Source organism: Streptomyces sp. NPDC013157, assembly GCF_042899865.1.
GTDB lineage: Bacteria > Actinomycetota > Actinomycetes > Streptomycetales > Streptomycetaceae > Streptomyces.
The window spans coordinates 79,085-103,766 of the sequence record NZ_JBIBAK010000029.1; the positions used below are offsets into that span (position 1 = coordinate 79,085).

The window sequence follows — 24,682 nt, forward strand, 5'->3', positions numbered from 1 at the left end:
CATGAGCGTGCCGACGAAGAAGGCCGCCTCGAAGCCGGCCCGCAAGCTGCCGCTCAAGGAACGCTACGCGCTGCTCACCCGCGACCTGGACTGGGAGCCGGGCTACGTCGACCGTGAGCAGCTCTTTCCGCACACCCGCTACGAGGGCATCAAGATCCACGACTGGGACGGCTGGCAGGATCCCTTCCGGCTGACGGTGGACGCCTACTACAAGTACCAGGCCGAGAAGGACAAGCGGCTGTACGCCGTGCTGGACGGCTTCGCCCAGAGTCAGGGGCACCTGTCGCTGTCGGACGCCAGCTACCTGAACGCCATCAAGCTGTTCATCCAGGGCGTCACGCCCCTGGAATACGCCGCGCACCGCCACTTCGCCTACCTGGCCCGCCACCTTGAGGGCCCCGCCCCCCGGTTCGCGGCGCTGTGCCAGAGCGTGGACGAACTGCGCCACTGTCAGACGCAGATCCACACCATCAGCAACTACAACAAGTACTACGGCGGCTTCCACAGCTGGTCGAAGATGCACGACCGGGTCTGGTACCTGTCGGTGCCCAAGTCCCTCTTCGACGACGCGATGACCGCGGGGCCGTTCGAGTTCCTCATCTCCATCTCGTTCAGCTTCGAGTACCTGCTGACGAACCTGCTGTTCGTGCCGTTCATGAGCGGCGCCAGCTTCAACGGCGACATGCCCACCATGTCGTTCGGCTTCTCCGCCCAGTCCGACGAGAGCCGGCACATGACCCTGGGCCTGGAGGCCATCAAGTTCCTGCTGGAGCAGGACGAGGGCAACGTGCCGATCATCCAGGACTGGATCGACAAGTGGTTCTGGCGGGCGTACCGGATGTCCGCGCTGGTCGCGGGGATGATGGACTACATGCTTCCCAAGCCGGTGATGAGCTGGCGCGAGGCATTCGAGCTGTACTTCGAGGAGCAGATGCTCGGCGGGCTCTTCCCCGACCTGGAGTACTACGGCATCCAGCCGCCCCGGCACGTGAGCGACGCGATCGCCGAGAAGGACCACCTCTCGCACCAGGTGTACAAGATCCTGCACAACTTCTCGTTCGCCGCCGCCTTCACCACCAAGACGCCCGACGAGGCCCACATGAAGTGGCTCGCCGAGCAGTACCCGAACTCCTTCGACCAGGTCTACCGGCCGGTCTGGGAGAAGCACCGCAAGATCGAGGCCGACGGCGGCCGGGTGTTCTTCCAGGGACTGCCGCAGCTGTGCCAGGTCTGCCAGGTACCGATGGCCTTCACCGAGCCCGGAAATCCGGCCCGGATCTCCTTCCGACGCAGCACCTTCCGCGACGAGACCTTCCACACCTGCAGCGACGGCTGCCAGTGGATCTTCGAACGGGAGCCGGAGAAGTACGTCCAGGCCTGGCTCCCCGTCCACCAGATCTACCAGGGCAACTGTGGCGGCCCCACCGTGCCCGACGTTCTCGCCTGGTACGGCATCCAGGAGGGCGACAACGGCGAGTACACGGGTTCCCCCGACCAGCTCGCCTGGGCCGCATGGCACAGCGACGGCGACGGCGACGGCAAGGCGGTGTGAGATGACGGTCAAGGCGCTGTACGACTACGAGTTCCCGTCGGCCGACCGCGCCGAGGTGTTCGGCGACGACCAGCTGGTCTACGTGCACTGGCGGGGCAACCCGCTGTTCTGCTCGGCCGCCTGCTTCCGGGTACCGAAGAACATGCCGTTCGCGGAGTTCGTCACCTCGATGGTGCACACCTGGGCCGCGTCCGACCCCCACTTCGACCCGGCATCGGTCACCGACTGGCGGCTGTTCGACGAACCGCTCTGCGGCGGACAGGACAAGTCGCTGGCCGACCTCGGCATCGGACACAAGACGCTGCTCAGCTTCGAGGCCTGAGCGGCCACCCGACCACCCGCGAGTGCGGGCGCTGCCCGAGAAGTCCCGCACTCGCGGGTCCGGCAAGGGAGAATCGCAGTGACCACTCACACCGTCCGCATCGAGCCGCTCGGCGCGGAGATCGAGTGCCGTGAGGACCAGACGGTGCTGGACGCCGCCCTGCGCGAGGGCATCTGGCTGCCACACGCGTGCACCCACGGCACCTGCGGCACCTGCAAGGCACAGATCCTCGAGGGCGACGCCGACCTCGGTGACGCCTCCCCGTACGCGCTGTTGGAGAGCGAACGTGAAGAGGGCTGCGCACTGCTGTGCGTGGCCTGCCCCCGCGGTGATCTCGTCGTGGAGGGCGAGGTGGACGTCGAGGAGGGCGTGGACATCCACCCGGTGCGGGACCGGGCGGGCCAGGTGACCGTCGTCGAGGACATCGCCCCGGACGTACGGCGGGTCGTCATCACGCTGGACGAGCCGCTGGCGTTCAACCCGGGACAGTACGTCCTGCTGGACGTGCCCGGCGACGAGCAGCGGCCGTACTCCATCGCCGGCAGCCCCGCCGACGGCGGCCGTATCGAACTGCACATCAAGCGTTCCGAGGGCGGGGTGTGCACCGACGGCTGGATCTTCAAGACTCTGAGTGCGGGGGAGCGGGTCACACTCTCCGGTCCGTACGGCCAGTTCTCCTTCCGGCCGCTGCGCGAGGAACCCGTTCTGCTGCTGGCCGGCGGAACCGGTCTCGCCCCGATGGTGTCGATGCTCCGGCACCTGGTCGAGACCGGCATCGAGCGCGAGGTGGTGCTCTACCACGGCGTCGCCACCCAGGACGACCTCTACGACCGGGAGTGGTTCGAGACGCTTCAGGCGGAGCACGACTGGTTCACCTACCGCCCCGCCCTCTCCCGCGACAGCTGGCAGGGCCGCAGCGGGCGAGTCCCCGCCCTGCTGGCCGAGGACTACCCCCGCGCCTCCGGCCACGTGGCCTACGTCTGCGGCAGCCCCGCCATGGTCGCCGACACGCTGAAGGCCCTGATGAAGGCACGCCTCTTCCCACGCGACATCTACCGGGAGGACTTCTTCGACGCGGCAGACCGCGCTGCCGGCACGCACGTCGTGCGCAGTCCGCTCATCCGCCGATAAGGACCAGACGTGAAGATCACCAGGATCGAGACGATCCCGTTCGCCATCCCCTACCGCAAGGCGCTGCGCTTCGCGAGCGGAGAGGTGGGCACGGCCGAGCACGTACTCGTCCGCGTCCACACCGAGGACGGGATCACCGGCACGGCGGAGGCGCCACCCCGCCCCTTCACCTACGGCGAGACCCAGGCGTCGATCATCGCCGTGATCGCCACCGTCTTCGCCCCGCAGATCCTGGGCGAGTCCGCGCTGCGCCGCGAGGCGATCTGGGCCCGGCTGGCCAGGACGGTCGGCAACCCCACCGCCAAGGCCGCCCTCGACATGGCTCTGTGGGACGTCATAGGCCAGTCGCTGGGCGTGTCGGTGACCGAGCTCCTCGGCGGGTTCACCGACCGGATGCGGGTCGCCCACATGGTCGGCTTCGCCCCGGCGGCCGAGATGGTGGCCGAGGCCGAGAAGTTGCGCGCCGAGTACGGCATCACCGCCTTCAAGGTGAAGGTCGGGCGCCGCCCCTACCGGGACGACGTCGAGGCCACCCGCGCCCTGCGCGAAGCCCTCGGCGAGGACGTGGAGCTCTACATCGACGGCAACCGGGGCTGGACCGCGGCCGAATCGGCCCGCGCCCTGCGCGAGCTGGAGGACGTGGGCCTCACCTTCGCCGAGGAGCTGTGCCCGGCCGACGACGTCCTCGCCCGGCGCTGGCTCGCCGAGCACAGCAGCATCCCGCTGTACGCCGACGAGAGCGCCACCCGGCCCGCCGAGGTCACCCGCGAACTCCTCGCCGGGGCGGCGCACGGGGTGAGCGTGAAGACGGCACGCACGGGCTTCACCCAGTCCCAGCGCATCGTCCACCAGTGCGAGGGCCTGGGCGTCGATGTGGTGATGGGCAACCAGATCGACGGCCAGATCGGCTCCCTGTGCAGCGCCGCGTTCGGAGCCGCCTTCCCGACCACCGCGCGGCGCCCCGCGGAACTGTCCAACTTCCTCGACATGACCGACGACCTGCTCGCCGAGCCGCTGCGGATCGAGAACGGCACGGTCCGCGTACGCGCGGCCGCCGGCCTCGGCATCGAGATCGACGACCACAAGCTGAAGCACTACCGCCAGGACACCTGACCCTTCCACCAGCTCGAAGGAGAGCCGGACATGACCGACGTCACCACACAGCAGAGCACGGAACAGAAGGCCACCGCCGCTGCCTCCGGAGCCTCGGCGACCGAGCGTTTCCAGGCCAAAGAGCGCAGCGAGGCCGCCAGTAGCGAGGAGCGGGTCAGCACGCTCGCCTCGGAGGTCCTGGCCGCGGTACACGACGTGATCCGCCGTCACAAGGTCACCTACGCCGAGTACGACGCCCTCAAGGCCTGGCTGATCCAGGTCGGCCTCGACGGTGAGTGGCCGCTCTTCCTCGACGTGTGGGTGGAACACGTGGTCGAGGAGGTCAACAACGAGGCCCGCCCCGGCAGCAAGGGCACCATCGAAGGGCCGTACTACGTGCCGGACGCCCCGGCCCTGTCCGCGGACGCCACCCTGCCCATGCGCGAGGGCGAGAGCGGTACCCCCCTCCTCTTCCAGGGCCAGGTGCGCAGCGCCGACGGCACCCCGCTGCCCGGCGCCCTGGTCGACATCTGGCAGGCCGACGCCGATGGCCTGTACGCGCAGTTCGCGCCGGGCCTACCGGAATGGAACCTGCGCGGACGGCTCACCGCCGACGAGAAGGGCTCGTTCAGTATCCGCACCGTCCAGCCGGCCCCCTACCAGATCCCGACGGACGGCTCCTGCGGCAGGCTGATCGCCGCCGCCGGCTGGCACGCGTGGCGCCCCGCCCACCTCCACCTGAAGGCCAGCGCACCCGGCCACCAGACGCTCACCACCCAGCTGTACTTCCGCGGCGGCGAGCACGTCACCGATGACATCGCCTCCGCCGTCAAGCCCGAGCTGGTCCTCGACCCCGCCCCGGCGGCGGACGGCACCGGGCACGAGGTCCACTACGACCTCGAGCTCGCGCCGGAACAGTGAAGGACCGGAGGAAACGCGATGCTGTTCGCGGTGCGCATGGACGTGGAGATTCCGCGGGACCTCGACCCCGAGGTCCGCGCGGACCTGGTGGCCCGGGAGAAGGCCTACTGCCAGGAACTGCAGAAGACCGGTGAGTGGGTGCACATCTGGCGGTGCGTCGGCCAGTACGCCAACATCAGCGTCTTCGACGTCGCCGACAACGAGGCGCTGCACCGGATCCTCTGGAACCTGCCGCTCTTCCCCTACATGAGCGTCGAGGTCACGCCCCTGGCCCAGCACCCGTCCGACCTCGCGGCCGGCGAGGAAGCGGCCTGATGGACAAGACGGTGGCCACCGCCCACGAGGCGGAGGCCGACATACCGGAGGGTGCCTCGCAGGCGGTGGGCGGGTTCGGGCTCAGCGGTGTGCCGAACGTACTCATCCAGGCGTTGTACGAGCGCGGGGTCAGCGGGCTGAGTGTGGTGTCGAACAACTGCGGCGCCCTGGAATCCGGTCTCGCGGTCCTGCTGGCCGCGGGCCGGATCGCCCGGGTGACCGGCTCCTACATCGGCGCCAACAAGGAGTTCGCCCGCCAGTACCTGGCCGGGGAGCTGGAGGTGGAACTGATCCCCCAGGGCACGCTGGCCGAGCGGCTGCGTGCCGGGGGCGCCGGGATCCCCGCCTTCTACACCCCGGCCGGGGTGGGCACGCAGGTCGCCGAGGGTGGGCTGCCCTGGCGCTACGACGGTTCCGGCGGCGTCGCGCTGGCCTCGCCGCCGAAGGAGGTGCGGGAGTTCGACGGCGTGGAGTACGTCCTGGAGCGCGGCATCCGCACCGACTACGCCCTGGTGCGCGCGGCCCGCGGAGACCGGCACGGAAACCTGGTGTTCAACAAGTCCTCCCGCAACTTCAACCCGCTGGCGGCGATGGCCGGGCGCATCACCATCGCCGAGGTGGAGGAACTGGTCGAACCCGGCGCGATCGACCCCGATGCAGTGCATCTGCCGGGCATCTTCGTGCAGCGCATGGTCGCGCTCACCCCTCAGCAGGCGGCGGACAAGAAGATCGAGCAGCGGACGGTGAGCCCCTAGATGGCCTGGACTCGCGAACAGATGGCCGCTCGCGCCGCCCACGAGCTGAAGGACGGGCAGTACGTCAACCTCGGCATCGGACTGCCCACACTGATCCCCAACTACCTGCCCGATGACGTGGAGGTGGTGCTGGAGTCGGAGAACGGCATCCTGGGCACCGGCCCCTACCCCACCGAGGACCAGGTCGACCCGGACCTGATCAACGCCGGCAAGGAGACGGTCACCGTCCTGCCCGGCGCCTCCTTCTTCAACTCGGCGCTCTCCTTCGCCATGATCCGCGGCGGGCACATCGACGTCGCCGTGCTGGGCGCGATGCAGGTCTCCGAGCGCGGTGATCTGGCCAACTGGGCCATTCCGGGAAAGCTGGTGACCGGGATCGGCGGGGCGATGGACCTGGTCCACGGCGCCCGCCAAGTGATCGTGGTGATGACCCACACCGCCAAGGACGGCAGCCCGAAGATCCTCACCGAGTGCGCCCTGCCGCTCACCGGCAGGGCGTGCGTGAACCGGATCATCACCGACCTCGGCGTCCTCGACGTCATCGACGACGGACTGGTCCTCGTCGAAACCGCGCCGCGCATCTCCGTCGAGGAGGTCACCGCCCGGACCGATGCCAAGCTGATCGTCCCGGAGGGCCTCGCCTGACATGAAGACCGTCTACATCGTGGACGCGGTGCGCACCCCGATCGGCCGCTACTACGGCGCCCTCGCCGCCGTCCGCCCCGACGACCTGGCCGCCCACGTCATCCGACAACTCCTGGGCCACACACCCGAGTTGGACCCGTCCGCCATAGGCGTCGTGCATTTCGGCAACGCCAACGGCGCCGGCGAGGAGAACCGCAATGTCGCCCGCATGGCCGCCCTGCTCGCCGGACTGCCCACTTCCGTGCCGGGGGTGACCGTCAACCGGCTGTGCGCCTCCGGCCTCGAAGCCGTCATCCAGGGCTACCGGCGATCGCGCTCGGAGACGCGAGCGTCATCGTGGTGGGCGGGGTGGAGTCCATGACCCGCGCGTCAATCGGGCGGACGTCCAGCAGCCACATCCCTCCACCGAACACGGCCAGGTAGTCCGGGATGTGCCAGGACTGCCCGCCGACGTGCTCAAAGTCCGGCCGGAACGGCTGCGACAGCACCTCCGATGCGCCCAGGAAGTCCAACGCGACCAGCAGCCGCATTTCCTCCAGCGACTCAAAGCCATGCTTCCCGCCCGTTGACGTCATCATCTCGAGTCCGGGGCGATGTCCCTGCTTCGCCCGCCACGTGAACCCTCGCATCGGCCGGGACAACAGCACCGGCACGTGAGCCATATCCCGGATCGGCCAGCAGACATCGTCGGCGCCTGTCCGCCACGTCGAGCTCCACCGACGAGTCCAGTCGTCCCCGAGACGCAGTCGATCCCGGAACCCGGCGTCCCCGTCGTACGCCGTGACAAGCTGGTCCAGATGACTTGAATCCGACGGGATCTTCGCTCGCCCTGCCTCGTCCATTCATCCAGGGAAGCAGCGCGATCGGTGAGCGGGGCGTTTCTTGTGTACTGCCCGCAACACAGTGTGACGGGCCCAAGATTTGCCAACTTGCGTGCCCCATGTGCCAACTAAAGTTCTCGGTCACACTGCGTTCGGGTACGCGGGGATGACATGCGTTGCATAAAAGTGCAGGGAACCGTATAGTCATGCCATCTGGAGGAGGATGGACATGGCGGTACGTGCGGCGGTGGCCGGAGCGAGCGGGTACGCGGGCGGAGAGGTCCTGCGGCTGCTCCTCGCGCACCCCGAGGTCGAGATCGGCACCCTGACCGGCAACTCCAACGCGGGCCAGCGCCTCGGCGCGCTCCAGCCGCATCTGCTGCCGCTTGCCGACCGCGTGCTGGCGGAGACGACCCCCGAGGCCCTCGCCGGGCACGACGTCGTCTTCCTCGCGCTCCCGCACGGGCAGTCCGCCGCCGTCGCCGAGCAGCTCGGCCCGGACGTCCTCGTCGTCGACATGGGCGCCGACTTCCGGCTGACCGACCCGGCCGACTGGGAGAAGTTCTACGGCTCCCCGCACGCCGGTACCTGGCCCTACGGCCTCCCCGAACTTCCGGGTGCCCGCGCCGCGCTGGAGGGGTCCAAGCGCATCGCGGTACCCGGTTGCTACCCCACCGCCGTCTCCCTGGCCCTGTACCCGGCCTACGCCGCCCGGATCGCCGAGCCCGAGGCCCTGATCGTCGCCGCGTCCGGCACCTCCGGCGCGGGCAAGGCGCCCAAGCCGCATCTGCTGGGCAGCGAGGTCATGGGCTCCATGTCGCCGTACGGTGTCGGCGGCGGCCACCGGCACACCCCCGAGATGATCCAGAACCTGAGCGCGGTGGCGGGGGAGCGGGTCGCCGTCTCCTTCACGCCGACGCTCGCGCCGATGCCCCGGGGCATCCTCGCCACGTGCAGCGCCAGGGCCGTGGACGGGGTGACGGCGGAGTCGGTGCGCGCGGTCTACGAGAAGGCCTACGCCGACGAGCCCTTCGTCCACCTGCTGCCCGAGGGCCAGTGGCCCGCCACGGCGTCCGTCTACGGTTCCAACGCCGTTCAGGTGCAGGTCGCGTACGACGAGGCGGTGGGCCGCATCATCGCGATCAGCGCCATCGACAACCTGACCAAGGGCACCGCCGGCGGTGCCGTCCAGAGCATGAACCTCGCCCTGGGTCTCGCCGAGACCACCGGGCTGACCACGATCGGAGTTGCGCCGTGAGCGTGACGGCAGCGAAGGGATTCACGGCCGCGGGCATCGCCGCCGGGATCAAGGAGAACGGCAACCCGGACCTGGCCCTCGTGGTCAACACCGGGCCCCGCCGCGCCGCCGCGGGCGTCTTCACCTCCAACCGCGTGAAGGCCGCGCCGGTGCTGTGGTCCGAGCAGGTCCTCAAGAGCGGCCAGGTCTCCGCCGTCGTCCTCAACTCCGGCGGCGCCAACGCCTGTACCGGCCCCAAGGGCTTCCAGGACACCCACGCGACCGCCGAGAAGGCGGCCGAGGTGCTCGGGCGCGGCGCCATCGAGGTCGCGGTCTGCTCGACCGGCCTGATCGGCGTGCTCCTGCCCATGGACAAGCTGCTGCCGGGAGTCGAGGCCGCCGCGGCCCAGCTCTCCGAGCACGGCGGCGAGAAGGCCGCCATCGCCATCAAGACCACCGACACCGTGCACAAGACGTCGGTCGTGACGAAGGACGGCTGGACCGTCGGCGGGATGGCGAAGGGCGCGGGCATGCTCGCCCCCGGCCTCGCCACCATGCTGGTCGTCCTCACCACGGACGCGGTCGTCGAGAGCGAGGTGCTCGACAAGGCGCTGCGGGCCGCGACCCGGACGACCTTCGACCGCGTCGACTCCGACGGCTGCATGTCCACCAACGACACCGTGCTGCTGCTCGCCTCGGGCGCGGCCGACGTCACCCCGGATTACGAGGAGTTCGCCGAGGCCGTCCGCGCCGTCTGCGACGACCTCGGCCAGCAGCTGATCCGGGACGCCGAGGGCGCCAGCAAGGACATCAGGGTCGAGGTGGTCAACGCCGCCTCCGAGGACGACGCCGTCGAGGTGGGCCGCTCCATCGCCCGCAACAACCTCCTCAAGTGCGCCATCCACGGCGAGGACCCCAACTGGGGCCGCGTGCTCTCCGCGATCGGCACGACGAAGGCCGCCTTCGAGCCGGACCGGCTCAACGTCGCCATCAACGGCGTCTGGGTCTGCAAGAACGGCGGCGTCGGCGAGGACCGCGAGAAGGTCGACATGCGCTACCGCGAGGTGCACATCGTCGCCGACCTGGCCGCGGGCGCCGAGACCGCCACCATCTGGACCAACGATCTGACCGCCGACTACGTCCACGAGAACAGCGCGTATTCGTCATGAGCACCACGCGTAAGCACACCGCGCTGCCCAAGGCGCAGACCCTCATCGAGGCGCTGCCCTGGCTGGTCCGTCACAACGGCAAGACCGTCGTGATCAAGTTCGGCGGCAACGCCATGATCGACGAGGACCTGAAGGCGGCCTTCGCCCAGGACGTCGTCTTCCTGCACCACGCCGGCCTCAAGCCGGTCGTCGTGCACGGCGGCGGCCCGCAGATCAGCGCCGCGCTGGACAGGCACGGCATCGTCAGCGAATTCAAGGCCGGGCTCCGGGTCACCACCGAGGACGCCATGGACGTCGTCCGGATGGTGCTCGCCGGGCAGGTCCAGCGCGAGCTGGTCAACCTGCTCAACCAGCACGGCCCGCTCGCCGTCGGACTGACCGGCGAGGACGCCCACACCATCACCGCCACCAAGCACCGGCCCGAGATCGACGGCGAACTCGTCGACATCGGGCGGGTCGGCGAGATCACCGCGATCGACACGGGCGCGATCGAGGCCCTGCTCGCCGACGGCCGGATCCCGGTCGTCTCCTCGATCGCCCGCTCCCAGGACGACGGACATGTCTACAACGTCAATGCTGATACGGCGGCTGCGGCACTCGCTGCTGCTCTTGGCGCCGAAACCCTCATGGTCCTCACCGACGTGGAGGGCCTCTACGAGGACTGGCCGAACTCCGACGAGGTGATCAGCCGCCTCACCGCTTCCCAACTGGAGAAGCTGCTGCCGGAGCTGAGCTCCGGCATGGTGCCGAAGATGGAGGGCTGCCTGCACGCCGTGCGCAACGGCGTCACCACCGCCCGCGTCATCGACGGCCGGGTCCAGCACTCGATCCTGCTGGAGATCTTCACGGACGAAGGCATCGGCACGATGGTCGTGCCGGACCAGGAGGGGGAGTCATGAGCAACCGGGAACTGACCACGCGCTGGCAGGGCGCGCTCATGAACAACTACGGCACCCCGCGGCTGCCCCTCGTGCGCGGCGAGGGCGTCAAGGTCTGGGACACCGAGGGCCACGAGTACCTCGACTTCGTCGGCGGCATCGCCACCAACGCGCTCGGCCACGCCCACCCGGCGATCGTCGAGGCCGTGAGCGAGCAGATCGCGTCCCTCGGCCACATCTCCAACTTCTTCATGGCCGAGCCCACCGTGACCCTCGCCGAGCGGCTCCTCCAGCTCTTCGGCCGGGAGGGCAGGGTCTTCTTCTGCAACTCCGGCGCCGAGGCCAACGAGGCCGCCTTCAAGATGGGCCGGCTGACCGGGCGGACCCACATGGTCGCCACCGACGGTGGCTTCCACGGCCGGACGATGGGCGCCCTCGCGCTCACCGGACAGCCCGCCAAGCAGGACCCGTTCCGCCCGCTGCCCGCGGACGTCACCCACGTGCCCTACGGCGACCCGCAGGCGCTGGCCGCCGCCGTCACCGAGGAGACCGCCCTCGTCGTCATCGAGCCGATCCAGGGCGAGAACGGTGTGGTCGTGCCCCCGGCCGGCTACCTCAAGGCGGCCCGCGCGATCACCGCCGCCACCGGCGCGCTGCTCGTCCTCGACGAGGTGCAGACCGGGATCGGCCGCACCGGCACCTGGTTCGAGTACCAGGCCCACGAGGGCGTGCTGCCCGATGTCGTCACCCTCGCCAAGCAGCTCGGCGGCGGGCTGCCGCTCGGCGCGACCGTGGCCTTCGGCCGCGCCGCCGAACTGCTCCAGCCCGGCCACCACGGCACCACCTTCGGCGGCAACCCGGTCGCCTGCGCCGCCGGCCTCGCCGTCCTCGACACCATCGAGAACGAGGGGTTGCTGGAGAACGTCAAGCGGCAGAGCGGGAGGTTGCGGGACGGAATCGAGGGTCTCGGCCACCGGTTGATCGATTATGTCCGGGGCGCGGGCCTCCTCCTGGGTATCGTGCTCACCGAGCCGCTGGCAGCGCAGGTGCAGCAGGCGGCTCAGGAGGCCGGGTTCCTGGTGAACGCGCCCGCTCCCGACGTCGTACGGCTGATGCCGCCGCTGAACCTCCGCGACGCCGAGGCGGACGCGCTGCTGCGCGCCCTGCCCGGCATCCTCGACGCAGCGAGCGGGGACGGACGATCCGGAGAATGAGACGACGATGAGCCAGGCGCAGGAGTTCGACCAGTCCGGCGGGACGGGGGCTGCGGTGCCGCAGACCCGGACCGCCCGGCACCGCCGGATCGTGGACATCCTCAACCGGCAGCCGGTGCGCTCGCAGAGCCAGCTCGCCAAACTGCTCGCCGACGACGGCCTGACGGTCACCCAGGCGACGCTCTCCCGGGACCTCGACGAGCTGAACGCGGTCAAGATCCGCAACACCGACGGCGAGCTGATCTACGCGGTCCCGAGCGAGGGCGGCTTCCGCACCCCCCGCGCCCCGCTGGGGGAGTCGGCGAAGGAGGAGCGGATGCGCCGCCTCTCCCAGGAACTCCTGATCGCGGCCGAGGCCTCGGCGAACCTGGTCGTCCTGCGCACCCCGCCCGGCGCGGCCCAGTTCCTCGCGTCCTCGATCGACCAGGCGGAGCTGCACGACATCCTCGGGACGATCGCCGGGGACGACACGGTGCTGCTGATCAGCAGGGAGCCGACCGGCGGGCAGGCCCTCGCGGACCACCTGCTGCGGCTGGCCCAGAACGGCCACTGACGGCCCCCGAGGGCCGACGGGGGCTGACGAGGGCTGTCGGGGGTCGCCGATCCGCCGCCGACCGCGTGCGGGACCCGGTCCGCCGACGGACAATGGCCCTGTGATCTTCCGCGGCGAGCGGTCAGGCGGGCGGGCAATCCCCTGGCGGCCGTCGAACGTATACAGGGGTGTGTCGGGATTCCGGTTCCTTGTCGACCGCCTCCCGGACGAGGCTCTGCTGTCCGGGCTGGCCACCGGAGACCCGGAGCTCGCCGGCGTCTTCGTACGGAGATTTCAGCACCGGGTCTTCGGGGTCGCGATGGCCGTCACCGGGGACCAGCAGCTCGCCGAGGACGTCGCCCAGCAGACGTTCGAGCGCGCATGGCGGCATGCCCAGATCTACGACTCGCGCCGCGGCTCGGTCGGGACCTGGCTCACCACCATCGCCCACAACCTCGCCGTCGACGCCGTCCGGGCCCGGCGGACGGAACCGATGGCACCCGAGGATCTCGACCCCCTTCTCGACGCCGTCACCGAGACCCCCGAACGGTGGGCCCTGGCCGACGAGGCCTCCACCCAGCTGCGGGCCGCGCTGGCCCGGCTGCCGCGGGACCAGGCCCGGGCCCTGATGATGGCCGGCATCTACGGCATGACGGCCCAGCAGATCGCCGACGCGGAGCGGATCCCGCTGGGCACGGCCAAGACGCGGATCAGAGCGGCGATGGCGAAACTCCGCACCGCGCTCGCGTCCCCGAAGGGAGGCGACCATGTCCGCTGACCCGCACTGCGAGAAGCTGCGTGAAGTCGGCGCCGAACTCGCGCTGGGCGTCCTTCCCGGCCGCGAGCGGGCCGCGGCGGTCGCCCATCTGGACGCGTGCGCGGACTGCCGGGAGTACGTGCGCCAACTCACCGGGATCGGCGACCGGTTGGTCGGCCTGCTGCCGGAGAGCGACCCGCCGCCCGGCTTCGGGACCCGGGTGGCGCGCAGCCTGGCCGAGCAGGCCGCGGGGGCGGCGGGGGCCCGGCCCGCCCGCGCCGCTCAGGGCCGGCGCGGCCGCGTCCGGCGCCTCCGGCTGCGGCTCGCCGCGGTCGCCGCCACCGCCGCGGTCGCGGTCGGCTTCGCCGGCTGGGCGATCGGCAGCGCCGTCGAGGGAGCCGTCACCGCCTCGGCGCCCGCGACCGAGTCCGAGCCCGTGCTGGTCGGTGACATGATCCCGGCCGGCGGCGGGGAGCCCGTCGGCGAGGTCTACGCCCACCCCGGCAGCCCCGCCTGGATGTTCGTCTCCGTCGCCCTCACCGCCACCCCTCTCAACGGCAGGGTCACCTGTCTCCTGGCCCGCGCCGACGGTACGACCACGCGGATCGGCGACTTCCCCGTGCGCGACGGACGCGGCAACTGGGGCGTGGCGGTCCCCGTGGACCTCACCAGGTACTCCGCCGCTCACCTGACCTCCCCGGACGGTTCCGTCCTCGCCACCGCCCGGCTGCAGCAGGGCAAGGTGGTGACCCCGGAGGTGTCATGACAGCACCGCTCCCGAGCCAGCCGGTGCAGCAGGGCGTACGGCCCCTCGCGCCCGAGGAGGTCCGCGTGCGCGCCGTCCTCGACGACCCGGCCGTGGTCGAGCACCACGATCCGGGTGGCGTCGCGGACGGTCAGCAGCTGGTGCGAGATGACCACGGTGGTCCGCCCGGCCATCAGCCGGCGCATCGGCTCCATGATCCGCCGCGCCGAGCGGACGTCCAGCCCGGCGGTCGGCTCGTCCAGCAGGAGCACCGGAGCGTCCCGGACCATCGCCCGGGCGATCGCCAGCCGACGGCACTGGCCGCCGGAGAGCATCCGGCCGCGCTGCCCGACGAGCGTGTCGTAGCCGTCCGGGAGCCGCTCGACGAACTCGTGGGCGTCCGCGGCCCGCGCCGCCGCGACGATCTCCGCCTCCGTGGCCGTCGGCCGGCCGTAGGCGATGTTCTCCCGTACGGTGCCGTGGAAGACGAGCGTCTCCTGCAACACCACCGCGATGCTCTCCCGGACGTCGGTCAGGCTGAGCTCGCGCAGATCGGTCCCGTCGAGACGGACCGCGCCCCGGTCGGGGTCGTAGAACCGCAACTGCAGCTTCACGAGCGTGGACTTGCCCGACCCGCTCGCCCCGACCAGCGCCAGCGTCTCCCCGGGAGCCGCCCGGAACGACACGTCGGACACCGCCCAGGCCGCCGTGCCGGGATAGCGGAACCACACCCCGTCGAACTCCACCGCGCCCCGGGCCCGGCGGAGCCGGCGCGCGCCGGCCGCCTCGGTCACCTGGGGCCGCTCGTCGAGCAGTTCGATGATCCGTTCCGCGGCGGCGGAGGCCGTGTAGAAGGTGGTGCCGAGCCCGGACAGCCCGTGGACCGGGCCGTACAGCTTGCCGATCAGCGCGAGGAAGACCAGCAGTCCGCCGAGCGTGAGCTGGCCCTGGGCCAGCTTCCAGGTGCCGAGGGTCAGCACCGCGAGGCCGCCGGTCACCTCCACGAACTCGACCGCGGGCGCGTACACGGCACGGATCCGCGCCGAGGCCATCGCCGCGCGGAACCGGCCGGCGTTCTCCCGCTCGAACCGGCGTGCCTCCCACGCCTGCCGGTTGTACGCCTGCACGAGGACGACGTTGCCCAGCGACTCCTCGGCGATCGCGCCGAGCGCCCCGCCGCGCCGCCTGCGCTCCCGCGAGACCTCCCTGACCAGCCGCGAGAAGTACCGGGCCGCGCACCAGAACAGCGGTACGACGACGAGGGCGAGCAGGGTCAGGTCCCAGCGCAGGTAGAACAGCATGCCGAGGTAGATGCCCAGGCTGATCACGTAGTACAGGGCGTCCGCGACACCCGAGAGCAGGAACGTCTCCACCGCGTCGACGTCGCCCGTCACCCTCGACAGCACGTCCCCGAGCCGCCGACGCTCGAAGAAGCCGAGCGAGAGCCCCTGGACATGCCGGAAGACGTCGGCGCGCAGGGCGAGCAGGAAGCGTTCGCCGACCCAGGTGGAGGTCACGTCGTCGGCGAAGCCGAGCACGCCGGAGCAGAGGACGAGGCCCAGGTAGGCGGGCGCGATCCACAGGAAGGGCCGCAGCTCCCGGCCGACGAGCACGTCGTCGACGACGAACTTGAAGAGCCAGAGCTCCGCGGCGTCGACGGCCGGGCCGGTCAGGCTCAGCAGGACGAGCGGCACGAGCCAGCGGCGGCCGCCTCGGGTGTACGGCCAGAACCGCCGGAAGACCTCGCGCGGGGAGAGCCGGGGGGCGGCGGCGACCACGGTGTCTGAGGGGTCGCCGGCCGACAGCAGACGCCGCAGCAGTCGCGCCATGAGGGGGGTTCCTCGGAAACCATCGGCGAAGCGGGCCGGCTGACCCGGTGGCCGGTCCGCTCAGCCTTCGGGTGTGGTCAGTAGCGGCCGCCGTGGTCGTGCCGGTCGCCGTGGTCGTGACCGTGGTCGTGACGGTCACCGTGGTCGTGACCGTGACCGTGACCGTGGTCGTGGTCGTGGCGGTGCCCGTGCCGCGAGAAGTCGTCGCGGTCGTGGTCGTGGTCGTTGTGCCGGTTCCTGAACGGCATCAGGTTGCTGAAGACGGCCATGGTGTTCCTCCCGAAACTTGCGTCACAGGGGGTACGGCCGAGAGGGGATTTGGGATCGCGTTCGGCGGGACAAATCCGAAAAATGTGGCGGCGAGGCCGAGGGCACTTCGGCCGCGGGCCGGTGGGGGCCGGTCGCGCAGTTCCCCGCGCCCCTGAAGGGGCGCTGTCCAGCCGCGCCCCATCAAGCCACCCAGCCGATGGGGGTCCCCCGCGCGAGCGAAGCCGAGGGTGGGGGAGGCACCCTGCCGGCGCCGGTAAGCGTCCCCCACCTCAGCCCAGACGCGCGGCCAGCCCCCCGGTGCACCGCACCTCGTCCCCCGCCGTGATCAGCAGCCCCTCCACACCAGGCAGCGACTCCAGCCAGGCCAACCCCGCCCGTGACCCCATCGCGAACGCGGCCGTCGCCCAGCAGTCCACCCACGTCAGCCGCGGCCCGACCACCGTCACCGCCACCAGATCCGTCACCGCCGACTTCCCGGTCCGCGGATCGACGATGTGGGCGCCCCGCTCCGCCGTACCGGACGTGGCGACCGCCAGCTCCGCCACCCCCGCCGCCGAGATCACCGCCGCCAGCCCGCCCGGCCGCAACGGATCGGCGATCCCCACCCGCCACGCCCGCGTCGGCTCGGGCGCGCCGAACATCTGGACGTCGCCGCCGCCGTTCACACTCACGCCGCTCACCCCGGCCACCCGCGCAAGCGTCTGCGCCGCCCGCTCCGCGGACCAGCCCTTCACGATCCCGGTGGGGTCGAGCCGCCCCCGGTAGCGGGTGCTGAACCAGCCGTCGCTCACCCGCTCCGCCTCGGCCGCCAGCTCCAGCACCTCGGCCACCTCGGGATCGCAGTCGCCGACGCCGATCTCCTCCCGCGCCAGCCGGGACACCTGGCTCTCCTCGCGGTACGTGCTGAACACCTCGTCGACCCGGTGCAGCGCGGCGACCGCCTCGTCGAGGGCCGCCCGTACGGCATCCGGATCCCCGCCGCGGACGTCGAAGGAGAAGACGGTCCCCATGACCTCCTCCGCATGACGCACCGCGGCGGGAGCCTCCGCGGACTCGGCCACCGCCTCAGCCACCGGCCTGGTCCAGCGCCGACTGCAGGGACTGCTTGTAGCCGGTGCTGGTGTAGGTGGCCCCGGAGACGGAGTCGATGTTCGCGCTCTGCGCCGCCACCGCCTCCTGGTTGAGCTTCGGCACGGAGAGCGCCGTCTTCTGGTCGCTGGTGCCGCCCTTGGGCGCCTGCACCGCCTCCGCCTTGGTGATCTTCCCGCCGGATACGGTGATCCGGACCTGGACCGGCCCGTACTGCGTCTGCGCGACCTGTCCGGTCACCGTCTTGGCCTGCGCCTGCGCGGACCCGGAGGAGGACGAGCCGGACGAGGCCGAGCCGGACGAGGAACCGGACGACGCGCTCGCTTCCTTCAGCTTGTCCAGCGCCGACTGCAGCGACTGCTTGTAACCGGTGCTCGTGTACGTCGCCCCGGAGACGGAGTCGATGTTCGCGCTCTGCGCCGCCACCGTCTCCTTGTTGAGCTGCGGCACCGACAGCGCGGTCTTCTGGTCGCTGGTGCCGCCCTTGGGCGCCTGGATCGCCTGGGCCTGGGTGATCTTGCCGCCCGCGACGGTCAGCCGGACCTGGACGACCCCGTACTGCGTCTGGGTCGCGTCCCCGTCCACCGTCGTGGTGCCGGCGGCCCCGGTGCCGCCCTGCGGCGACTCCTGCCCGGCCGCCGCGGCCGACGGGGCCGCGCCCGCGGCCGACGCGGACGCCGGGTCCGACGACGGCTTCAGCGACAGCAGCAGCACGACACCGGACACGGTCGCCGCGGTGGCCAGCACCACACGCCTGATGGGGTGACTCTTCCTCATCGTTTACGAACTCCCGATTCCCTGGATTCCCGTGTGGTCCCGTCGCTCACATCTCGAACGACTCGTGATGGATGCGGCGGGCGGGAACCCCCGCGCCGCGCAGTGCTTCGTACACCCCCTGCGCGAACCCGGGCGGGCCGCACATGAAGACGTCGTGGTCGACGATGTCCGGGATCTTCCGCTGGAGGTTCTCCGCGGAGATGTCCGGCCGCTCGCCCTCCGGGCTGTTGACCGCGTACATCAGCCGGGCCCCGCGCTCGTTGGCGATCTTGGCCAGCTCGTCCCACAGGGCGAGGTCCTGCGTGGTGTTGGCCCGGTAGAGCAGGGTCAGGTCGCCCGCGGCGCCGGGCAGCGTCTCGAACAGCGCCCGCATGGGCGTGATCCCGACGCCGCCCGCCACCAGCAGGACCTTGCCGCGGCTGCGCCGGGACGCGGTCATCGCCCCGTACGGCCCTTCGGCCCACACCTTGGTTCCGGGCCGTAGTTCGCGCAGCCGCGCGCTGTGGTCGCCGATCGCCTTGACGGTGATCCGCAACATGTCGGGGCGCGGGGCCGCCGACAGGGAGTACGGGTGCGAGCTGAACCGCATCCCGGGGGCCATGAACCGCCAGCGGAAGAACTGGCCGGCCTCCGCGCCCATGCGGTGCAGCTTGCGCCCGCCGATCAGCACCGACACGATGCCCGGCGTCTCCTCGATGACCGCCTCGACCCGCATCCGGTGCCGCAGGTTGAGCCGGATCGGGGTGAGGATCCGGTACCAGACCACCAGCGCGGTCACCGCGCCGTACAGCCCGTACCAGAAGGTCTTGGCCATCGGCGTGAGGGCGAAGTCGTTGCCGGTGGTGATCTGGTGCCAGAAGGTCAGGAACACCGCCGCGTAGGTCAGCAGGTGCACGTGGTACCAGGTGTCGTACGGCATCCTGCGCCGCACCGGCCCGATCGAGGTCAGGCCGATGACGACGAACAGGCCGGTCCCGATGGCCGCCTTGCCCATGTCGGGAAGCTGGTTCACGGAGTCGATGGTCTGCTGGACGATGTCGTTCAGCGTCTTGCCGGCCTGCAGCGCGTAGCCCCACATGATGAGGAAGACGTGCGCGAAGACCAGGCAGAGCGTGTAGCGGCCGCTCATCGCGTGCCAGCGGGCGACGCGGTCGGAGCCGACCCGCCGCTCCAGCGCGGGCACCCGGGCCATCTGCAGCACCACGAGTGCCATCAGATAGCCGGCCAGCAGGCCGGTGATCCGGCCCGCGTTGAGGATCTTGCCGTTCTGGTCGGCGATGGACGGTGTGTTGTGCCACCACAGCCAGAGCACGGCCGCCGCGCCCGCCCATACGGCGAGCAGCAGCGGTACGGCCGGGGAGCGGCGCGGGCGGATGCGGCGCATCGTCTGGCGGCGGGCGGCACGTCCGCCTGCGAGCGTGGTGGTCACGGTTCCTCCGTAGGGACTTGACCCTTGGCCCACAGGTACGTGCCGTATTGCCCGAGCGTTCAGAGTCCCGCGGAGTCCAGTGCGGACTGGAGCGACTGCTGGTAACCCTGGCTGGTGTAGGTGGCCCCGGAGACGGTGTCGATGCTCGCGCTCTGCGCCGCCAGCGCCTCGCTGCGCAGCTGCGGGAGGGCGTACTGGTTGATCTCCTGGTCCCGGGGGTTGTCCGACGGGTACTGGACCGCCGTGACGTCGGTGATCTTGCCGTTCTTGATGGTCACCTTGACCTGGACGGGACCCCAGCGGGTCTGGACGGTGTCACCGGTGACGGTCTTGGTGCCGGTGCTGCTGCTCCCGGACTTGGCGGAGCCGCTGGAACTGCTGGAACTGCTGGAACTGCCTGAGCCGCTGGTCGCGCCCGGTGAGGCGCTCGCACTCGCCGACGGGGCGGGAGCCGCCGAGTCGGTGATCACCGTCGGGGCGGTGTGCGGCTTCAGCGCCAGCAGCATCACCATCCCCGAGACGGTCGCGGCGCTCGCCAGTATGACGCGGCGCAGGGGACGGTTCTTGTTCAGCGCGTGCACGACAGTGACCTCACAGCTCGAACGACTCGTGGTGGATACGGCGGTCCGGCACCCCGGCCGCGCGCAGTGCGCCGTACAGCTCCTGGGCGAAGCCGTGCGGACCGCAGATGTACACGTCGTATCCGGCGAGGCCCGGGAAGGTCGCCCGCAGCGACTCCGCCGTCAGGGCGGGGCGCTCGCCCTGCGGGCCGTTCAGGGCGTAGAGCACCTGGGCGCCGCGCCAGCGCGCGATCGCCTCCAGTTCGCCGCCGAGTGCCAGGTCCTCGGCGGTACGCGCCCGGTAGAGCAGCGTGACCTCGCCGGGCAGGGTCTCGAAGAGCGCCCGCAGAGGGGTGACACCGACGCCCGCCGCGACCAGCAGGGTCCGGTGGCTGCTCGCCCGGTCCGCGGTGAGGGAGCCGTACGGGCCCTCCGCCCAGACCCGGGTGCCGGGACGCAGCAGCGGCACGGCCGCACTGTGGTCGCCGAGCGCCTTGACCGTGATCCGCAGCAGGTCGCCGCGTGGTGGTGCCGAGAGCGAGTACGGGGTCGACGTCCGGCCCATGCCGTCGCCGCCGAAGAACCGCCAGCGGAAGAACTGCCCGGACCGGGCGCCCAGTTCCGCGATCCGCCGGCCCTGGACGACCACCGAGTACACGCCCGGCGCCTCCTGCTGCACGGAGTGCACCCGCAGCCGGTGGCGGAGGTTGAGCCGCACCGGCGCCAGGATCCGGAACCACAGCACCAGCGCCGCGACCCCCAGGTACAGCGCGTACCAGAAGGCGGTGGCGACCGGCTTGCCGTTGAGGTCGTTGCCGAGCGTCAGCTGGTGGAAGAAGGCGAGGAAGACGGCCGCGTAGGTGAGCAGGTGGACGTAGTACCAGAACTCGTAGCTGGTACGGCGGCGTGCCGCGCGCACCGAGGTGATGCCGACGGCGAAGAGGATCACCGAGCCGGCGGTCGCCTTGAGCATGTCGGGGTAGTCCAGGACGACGTTCAGCGTCTCGTGGACGAGGGAGGCGTGGTCCTGGGCCGCGTACCCGGTCAGGATCAGCACGACGTGCGCGAGCAGCAGACAGACCGTGTACCGGCCGGCCATCGCGTGCCAGCGGGCGACCCGGTCCGAGCCGACCCGCACCTCCAGCAGCGGAACCCGGGCCATCAGGCCGACGAGCACCGCGCAGGAGTACCCGCACAGCAGCCCTGCGATCCGCCCGGCCCCGGTCAGCCAGCCCGCCGCGCCCACGACGGAGCCCGTGTCCGACCACCACAGCAGGATCACGGCCGCGGCCCCGGCCCACAGCAGGGCGAGCACCGCGGCGGCGGGGGAGCGGCGCGTGGGCACGGCGGGTACGGCCGGGGCCGTGCGCCTTTCGTCCACGGTCGTCATGAGTCGGGTCCTTTCTCCGGTCAGGACGCCACTGTGCAACCCGAACTTCTGAGCACCTTCTGAACCGGGACCGTCTGAGCCGGCTCAGAGGAAATTCAGAGGACGGGCGGCAGCCCATCGCTCTCCGGAGGAGCGATGCTGGGAGATGCGATGAACACGACCCGCTCCGGCCGCCCCGCCCTCACCCGTCCCGACGGCACCCAGCTCCGCGTCCTCGTCGTCGACGACGACCCCGACCTCGCGGAGGTCCTCACCGGTGCCCTGCGCTACGAGGGCTGGGAGGTCCGCGCGGCCGGCGACGGCGCGAGCGCGCTGGCGGTGGCCCGGGAGCTGCTGCCGGACGCGGTGATCCTGGACGTGATGCTCCCGGACACCGACGGCTTCGCCGTGCTCCGCTCGCTGCACCAGGTCAAGCCGGACGTCTGTGTGCTCTTCCTCACCGCCCGCGACGCCGTCGAGGACCGGATCGCCGGCATCACCGCGGGCGGGGACGACTACGTGACCAAGCCGTTCAGCCTGGAGGAGGTCGTCGCCCGGCTGCGCGGTCTGCTGCGCCGCGCCGGCATGGCCCGCCAGCAGGAGGACGGCCCCCGGCTGATCGTCGGCGACCTGGCCATGGACGAGGAGGCCCGTGAGGTCACCAGGGCCGGTGAACTGATCGAACTCTCCCCGACCGAGTTCGAACTCCTCCGCTTCCTCATGCGTAACCCGCGCCGCGTCCTCAGCAAGGCGCAGATCCTGGACCGCGTCTGGTCGTACGACTTCGGCGGCCGCGCCCACGTCGTGGAGCTGTACATCTCCTACCTGCGCAAGAAGGTGGACGCGGGCCGCGAGCCCATGATCCACACGGTCCGTGGCGCGGGCTACGTCCTCAAGCCGGTGACCCGGTGAACCTCCTACGACGGCTACGGCACCTGCCCCGCCCCCGCACCCTGCGCGCCCGCCTCACCGCGGGCCTGGTCGTCCTGCTGGCCGTGAGCTGCGCGGCTGTCGGCGTCGCCGCGGTCGTCGAGCTGAACGGCTTCCTCACCGGGCGCCTCGACCAGCAGCTCCAGCAGAGCGGGCCGAGCTTCCCGCAGTCCCTCGAACACGGCAGGTACAAGCCCAGCGACCGGGACGGCGACGAGCACGGTGACACCCGCCGCCAGGCCGCCGGCACCTTCGGAGCGCGCCTCCTGAACGGCCGGATCACCAACGCGGCCCTGATCCCGGCCGACGACGACCCGGACCTGACCGTCGGCCTCACCACCGGCGACCGCACGGCCCTGGCCGGGGTACCGGTGGACGGCCGGGGACACACGGTCCACCTGAGGTCGATCGGCGACTACCGGATCGTGGCCTGGGCCGGCCTCGACGGCGACGTCCTGATGACCGGTCTGCCCCTGGAACCGGTACGGGCCACCGTCCACCGCCTGGAACTTGTCTCCGCCGGCGTCTTCGGCCTCGCCCTCGCCGCGGCCGGGGTGGCCGGCGCCCTCTGGGTCCGCTGGTCCCTGCGCCCGCTGAGCCGGGTCGCGGCGACCGCCACCCGGGTCAGCGAGCTCCCGCTCGCCAGCGGCGAGGTCGCCCTGCCGCCCCGTGCCCCCGAGTCCGACCCGCGCAGCGAGGTCGGCCGGACGGCCGCCGCCTTCAACCGGATGCTGGGCCACGTCGAGGACGCGCTCACCAAACGCCACGCCAGCGAGGAACGCCTGCGCACCTTCGCGGCCGACGCCAGCCACGAGCTGCGCACCCCGGTCGCCTCGGTCCGCGGCCATGCCGAACTGGCACTGCTGCACCCGGGCCCGGTACCCGCCGAGGTCACCCGGGCCCTGGAACGCATCGCCGCCGAGTCCTCCCGGATGGGCGAGATGGTCGACGACCTCCTCCTCCTGGCCCGCCTGGACGCGGGCCGGCCCCTGGAGAGCCAGCCGGTCGACCTCACCCACCTGATCCTGGACGCGGTCACCGACGCCCGCGCCGCGGGCCCGGACCACCGCTGGACCCTGGACCTCCCCGAGGACCCGGTGACGGTCACCGGCGACACCCACCGCCTGCAACAGGTGCTGGCCAACCTGCTGGCCAACGCCCGTCTGCACACACCGGCCGACACGAAGGTCACGGTGACCCTGGAGACGGACGGCGCGGAGGCGGTCCTCCAGGTCCACGACGACGGGCCGGGCATCCCGAAGGACATCCAGCCGGGCGTCTTCGAACGCTTCACCCGAGCCGAACACCGCCGTCGCGTGGACACCTCCGGCGGCGGAGCGGGCCTGGGCCTGTCGATCGTGGCGGCGGTGGTGGAGGCACACGGGGGAACGGTGACCGTGGAGAGCCACCTGGGTTCGACGACCTTCACTGTTCAGCTTCCGGCCACTGCAACTCCCTGAGGGGCGCGGGGAACTGCGCGCTCAGCCCAGAACGGCCTGCACGTGCCACCACACCGCACCCCGTACGGCGTACATCTCAATACCGGGTAAGAGCGGTGTCCCCGTCGGCCGTCCCGATGGCAATATGCGGCCCCTTCTTCGGATCCGCCCACTGGAGAATCCGCCGCATCGCGTCCTCCGGCACGGACACGCACCCCGCCGTGGCCCCTGCCCCGTTGACGTGCAGGAAGATCCCGGCCCCGCGTCCCCGTACCGGCTTGTCGTAGTTGAACCCGATCACCAGCGCGTACCCGTACTGCGTCGTGTACGACGACAGCTTCTCCGACTCCGCGGCCCGGCAGTCGGACGGCAGAGGTTCCACCCAACGGTTGTAGGAGGCGGAGTCGTTGTCCTGGCACCACCACGAATTCGCCGTCACGGGCCGGTACTCGACGGCGGTCCCCGCAGGCGCCGCCTGGAGCCCGAACCCGAACGGAAGGCCGTACAACCCCGTAGGGGTCGTGTTCGTGCCCTGCTGCCGCTTGGCCCCCTCGACCAGCCCCTTCGCCCCGAAGCGGGCATCGGCCGACCCCACCTTCACCCACGCCCCGTCCCGGCGCTCCCACCAGGTGAGCGTCCCGGACGTCGAGCTCAGGGCGGACGCCTCGGCGGTGATCAGCTGGCTGCCGCCGCCCGTGTCGGCCATCTCGGCGGGCAGCGGTGAGGTGTCCCCGTCACCCGGTGCCGCACCGAGCAGCAGCAGGGACGCGGACAGGAGAGTGGCGACGACGCGTGGACGCATGGCTCAGACGCTAGACCCGTACTTCGCGGGTCGTTGATTCGTATGGTGTGATCGGTCCGGGGGTGTCCCGGGCCGGGGGTGTGGCGTTGGGTGGGGTGTGTC

25 protein-coding genes and 1 pseudogene are annotated in these 24,682 nt (G+C 71.2%); 18 read left to right on the forward strand and 8 right to left on the reverse strand.

Going from position 1 to position 24,682, the window contains the following annotated elements; genetic code table 11:
* Window position 1 precedes the first annotated feature (1 nt).
* The 16 genes and pseudogenes from ACFY6U_RS49800 to ACFY6U_RS49875 all read left to right on the forward strand — a co-directional run bounded on the left by ACFY6U_RS49800 (window position 2) and on the right by ACFY6U_RS49875 (window position 14,107).
* Entirely contained in the window at window positions 2-1,552 is a 1,551-nt protein-coding gene (locus tag ACFY6U_RS49800) for a phenol 2-monooxygenase (RefSeq protein WP_390049437.1), read from the forward strand.
* Between the two features lies 1 nt (window position 1,553).
* Window positions 1,554-1,874, forward strand: coding sequence for a phenol hydroxylase subunit P4 (locus ACFY6U_RS49805; RefSeq protein WP_390049439.1), 321 nt, complete (start codon window positions 1,554-1,556; stop codon window positions 1,872-1,874).
* A gap of 78 nt (window positions 1,875-1,952) precedes the next feature.
* Window positions 1,953-3,005, forward strand: coding sequence for an NADH:ubiquinone reductase (Na(+)-transporting) subunit F (locus ACFY6U_RS49810; protein WP_390049441.1), 1,053 nt, complete (start codon window positions 1,953-1,955; stop codon window positions 3,003-3,005).
* Between the two features lie 9 nt (window positions 3,006-3,014).
* Window positions 3,015-4,118 carry a mandelate racemase/muconate lactonizing enzyme family protein gene (locus tag ACFY6U_RS49815; RefSeq protein ID WP_390049443.1) on the forward strand — a complete coding sequence of 368 codons (1,104 nt, stop codon included), beginning with the start codon at window positions 3,015-3,017 and terminating at the stop codon, window positions 4,116-4,118.
* A 30-nt stretch (window positions 4,119-4,148) separates the two neighbouring features.
* On the forward strand, window positions 4,149-5,018 hold the full coding sequence (catA, locus tag ACFY6U_RS49820) for a catechol 1,2-dioxygenase (protein ID WP_390049445.1): 870 nt from the start codon (window positions 4,149-4,151) through the stop codon (window positions 5,016-5,018).
* A gap of 18 nt (window positions 5,019-5,036) precedes the next feature.
* Window positions 5,037-5,333: a muconolactone Delta-isomerase gene (catC, locus tag ACFY6U_RS49825; protein WP_390049447.1), complete on the forward strand. Its 297-nt coding sequence runs from the start codon at window positions 5,037-5,039 to the stop codon at window positions 5,331-5,333.
* Window positions 5,333-6,088, forward strand: coding sequence for a CoA transferase subunit A (locus ACFY6U_RS49830; protein WP_390049449.1), 756 nt, complete (start codon window positions 5,333-5,335; stop codon window positions 6,086-6,088). The genes catC and ACFY6U_RS49830 overlap by 1 nt, the downstream gene beginning before the upstream one ends.
* Window positions 6,089-6,733, forward strand: a complete 645-nt coding sequence (locus ACFY6U_RS49835; RefSeq protein ID WP_390049450.1) for a CoA transferase subunit B — start codon at window positions 6,089-6,091, stop codon at window positions 6,731-6,733.
* A 1-nt stretch (window position 6,734) separates the two neighbouring features.
* Window positions 6,735-7,102, forward strand: a pseudogene (locus ACFY6U_RS49840) (beta-ketoacyl synthase N-terminal-like domain-containing protein); the annotation flags it as partial.
* Between the two features lie 681 nt (window positions 7,103-7,783).
* A complete protein-coding gene (gene argC / locus ACFY6U_RS49845) occupies window positions 7,784-8,812 on the forward strand; it encodes an N-acetyl-gamma-glutamyl-phosphate reductase (protein ID WP_390049452.1) in 1,029 nt (342 codons plus the stop codon).
* A complete protein-coding gene (gene argJ / locus ACFY6U_RS49850) occupies window positions 8,809-9,960 on the forward strand; it encodes a bifunctional glutamate N-acetyltransferase/amino-acid acetyltransferase ArgJ (protein ID WP_390049454.1) in 1,152 nt (383 codons plus the stop codon). The genes argC and argJ overlap by 4 nt, the downstream gene beginning before the upstream one ends.
* Window positions 9,957-10,859 carry an acetylglutamate kinase gene (argB, locus tag ACFY6U_RS49855; RefSeq protein WP_390049456.1) on the forward strand — a complete coding sequence of 301 codons (903 nt, stop codon included), beginning with the start codon at window positions 9,957-9,959 and terminating at the stop codon, window positions 10,857-10,859. Before argJ ends, argB begins: the two co-directional genes overlap by 4 nt.
* Window positions 10,856-12,052: an acetylornithine transaminase gene (locus ACFY6U_RS49860; RefSeq protein ID WP_390049458.1), complete on the forward strand. Its 1,197-nt coding sequence runs from the start codon at window positions 10,856-10,858 to the stop codon at window positions 12,050-12,052. Before argB ends, ACFY6U_RS49860 begins: the two co-directional genes overlap by 4 nt.
* Before the next feature lie 7 nt (window positions 12,053-12,059).
* The gene (locus tag ACFY6U_RS49865; protein ID WP_390049460.1) at window positions 12,060-12,605 is read left to right on the forward strand and encodes an arginine repressor; all 546 of its coding nucleotides are present in this window, start codon (window positions 12,060-12,062) and stop codon (window positions 12,603-12,605) included.
* Between the two features lie 169 nt (window positions 12,606-12,774).
* Entirely contained in the window at window positions 12,775-13,362 is a 588-nt protein-coding gene (locus ACFY6U_RS49870; protein WP_390049462.1) for an RNA polymerase sigma factor, read from the forward strand.
* Window positions 13,352-14,107, forward strand: coding sequence for a hypothetical protein (locus ACFY6U_RS49875; protein ID WP_390049464.1), 756 nt, complete (start codon window positions 13,352-13,354; stop codon window positions 14,105-14,107). Before ACFY6U_RS49870 ends, ACFY6U_RS49875 begins: the two co-directional genes overlap by 11 nt.
* On the opposite strand, the gene ACFY6U_RS49880 is transcribed toward ACFY6U_RS49875, so the two are convergent.
* The 7 genes from ACFY6U_RS49880 to ACFY6U_RS49910 all read right to left on the reverse strand — a co-directional run bounded on the left by ACFY6U_RS49880 (window position 14,026) and on the right by ACFY6U_RS49910 (window position 21,430).
* Window positions 14,026-15,915 carry an ABC transporter ATP-binding protein gene (locus ACFY6U_RS49880; RefSeq protein ID WP_390049465.1) on the reverse strand — a complete coding sequence of 630 codons (1,890 nt, stop codon included), beginning with the start codon at window positions 15,913-15,915 and terminating at the stop codon, window positions 14,026-14,028. The genes ACFY6U_RS49875 and ACFY6U_RS49880 overlap by 82 nt on opposite strands.
* A gap of 77 nt (window positions 15,916-15,992) precedes the next feature.
* The gene (locus tag ACFY6U_RS49885) at window positions 15,993-16,184 is read right to left on the reverse strand and encodes a hypothetical protein (protein WP_390049467.1); all 192 of its coding nucleotides are present in this window, start codon (window positions 16,182-16,184) and stop codon (window positions 15,993-15,995) included.
* Between the two features lie 270 nt (window positions 16,185-16,454).
* Window positions 16,455-17,195, reverse strand: a complete 741-nt coding sequence (locus ACFY6U_RS49890) for an FAD:protein FMN transferase (protein WP_390049487.1) — start codon at window positions 17,193-17,195, stop codon at window positions 16,455-16,457.
* 55 nt (window positions 17,196-17,250) lie between these two features.
* Entirely contained in the window at window positions 17,251-18,051 is an 801-nt protein-coding gene (locus ACFY6U_RS49895) for an FMN-binding protein (protein WP_390049468.1), read from the reverse strand.
* A 46-nt stretch (window positions 18,052-18,097) separates the two neighbouring features.
* The gene (locus ACFY6U_RS49900) at window positions 18,098-19,480 is read right to left on the reverse strand and encodes a ferredoxin reductase family protein (protein ID WP_294001523.1); all 1,383 of its coding nucleotides are present in this window, start codon (window positions 19,478-19,480) and stop codon (window positions 18,098-18,100) included.
* A 59-nt stretch (window positions 19,481-19,539) separates the two neighbouring features.
* Window positions 19,540-20,061 carry an FMN-binding protein gene (locus ACFY6U_RS49905; protein ID WP_390049470.1) on the reverse strand — a complete coding sequence of 174 codons (522 nt, stop codon included), beginning with the start codon at window positions 20,059-20,061 and terminating at the stop codon, window positions 19,540-19,542.
* Window positions 20,062-20,071: 10 nt separating this feature from the next.
* On the reverse strand, window positions 20,072-21,430 hold the full coding sequence (locus ACFY6U_RS49910) for a ferric reductase-like transmembrane domain-containing protein (RefSeq protein WP_390049472.1): 1,359 nt from the start codon (window positions 21,428-21,430) through the stop codon (window positions 20,072-20,074).
* Between the two features lie 150 nt (window positions 21,431-21,580).
* Here ACFY6U_RS49910 and ACFY6U_RS49915 point away from each other — a divergent pair, with 150 nt between their 5' ends.
* On the forward strand, window positions 21,581-22,321 hold the full coding sequence (locus ACFY6U_RS49915; protein WP_294001514.1) for a response regulator transcription factor: 741 nt from the start codon (window positions 21,581-21,583) through the stop codon (window positions 22,319-22,321).
* Window positions 22,318-23,799, forward strand: a complete 1,482-nt coding sequence (locus ACFY6U_RS49920; protein ID WP_390049474.1) for a sensor histidine kinase — start codon at window positions 22,318-22,320, stop codon at window positions 23,797-23,799. The genes ACFY6U_RS49915 and ACFY6U_RS49920 overlap by 4 nt, the downstream gene beginning before the upstream one ends.
* 76 nt (window positions 23,800-23,875) lie before the next feature.
* On the opposite strand, the gene ACFY6U_RS49925 is transcribed toward ACFY6U_RS49920, so the two are convergent.
* Window positions 23,876-24,580, reverse strand: coding sequence for a L,D-transpeptidase (locus ACFY6U_RS49925; protein WP_390049476.1), 705 nt, complete (start codon window positions 24,578-24,580; stop codon window positions 23,876-23,878).
* Window positions 24,581-24,682: the final 102 nt, after the last annotated feature.

Bases quoted from the DNA above. Each gene is read 5' to 3' on its own strand.
- ACFY6U_RS49865 (WP_390049460.1), top strand. From the start codon at position 12,060: ATGAGCCAGGCGCAGGAGTTCGACCAGTCCGGCGGGACGGGGGCTGCG.
- catC (WP_390049447.1), top strand. From the start codon at position 5,037: ATGCTGTTCGCGGTGCGCATGGACGTGGAGATTCCGCGGGACCTCGAC.
- ACFY6U_RS49925 (WP_390049476.1), bottom strand. From the start codon at position 24,580: ATGCGTCCACGCGTCGTCGCCACTCTCCTGTCCGCGTCCCTGCTGCTG.
- ACFY6U_RS49915 (WP_294001514.1), top strand. From the start codon at position 21,581: ATGAACACGACCCGCTCCGGCCGCCCCGCCCTCACCCGTCCCGACGGC.
- ACFY6U_RS49880 (WP_390049465.1), bottom strand. From the start codon at position 15,915: ATGGCGCGACTGCTGCGGCGTCTGCTGTCGGCCGGCGACCCCTCAGAC.
- ACFY6U_RS49885 (WP_390049467.1), bottom strand. From the start codon at position 16,184: ATGGCCGTCTTCAGCAACCTGATGCCGTTCAGGAACCGGCACAACGAC.
- ACFY6U_RS49875 (WP_390049464.1), top strand. From the start codon at position 13,352: ATGTCCGCTGACCCGCACTGCGAGAAGCTGCGTGAAGTCGGCGCCGAA.
- ACFY6U_RS49895 (WP_390049468.1), bottom strand. From the start codon at position 18,051: ATGAGGAAGAGTCACCCCATCAGGCGTGTGGTGCTGGCCACCGCGGCG.
- ACFY6U_RS49890 (WP_390049487.1), bottom strand. From the start codon at position 17,195: ATGGGGACCGTCTTCTCCTTCGACGTCCGCGGCGGGGATCCGGATGCC.
- ACFY6U_RS49800 (WP_390049437.1), top strand. From the start codon at position 2: ATGAGCGTGCCGACGAAGAAGGCCGCCTCGAAGCCGGCCCGCAAGCTG.
- ACFY6U_RS49860 (WP_390049458.1), top strand. From the start codon at position 10,856: ATGAGCAACCGGGAACTGACCACGCGCTGGCAGGGCGCGCTCATGAAC.
- argB (WP_390049456.1), top strand. From the start codon at position 9,957: ATGAGCACCACGCGTAAGCACACCGCGCTGCCCAAGGCGCAGACCCTC.
- ACFY6U_RS49805 (WP_390049439.1), top strand. From the start codon at position 1,554: ATGACGGTCAAGGCGCTGTACGACTACGAGTTCCCGTCGGCCGACCGC.
- argC (WP_390049452.1), top strand. From the start codon at position 7,784: ATGGCGGTACGTGCGGCGGTGGCCGGAGCGAGCGGGTACGCGGGCGGA.
- ACFY6U_RS49830 (WP_390049449.1), top strand. From the start codon at position 5,333: ATGGACAAGACGGTGGCCACCGCCCACGAGGCGGAGGCCGACATACCG.
- ACFY6U_RS49910 (WP_390049472.1), bottom strand. From the start codon at position 21,430: ATGACGACCGTGGACGAAAGGCGCACGGCCCCGGCCGTACCCGCCGTG.
- ACFY6U_RS49835 (WP_390049450.1), top strand. From the start codon at position 6,089: ATGGCCTGGACTCGCGAACAGATGGCCGCTCGCGCCGCCCACGAGCTG.
- catA (WP_390049445.1), top strand. From the start codon at position 4,149: ATGACCGACGTCACCACACAGCAGAGCACGGAACAGAAGGCCACCGCC.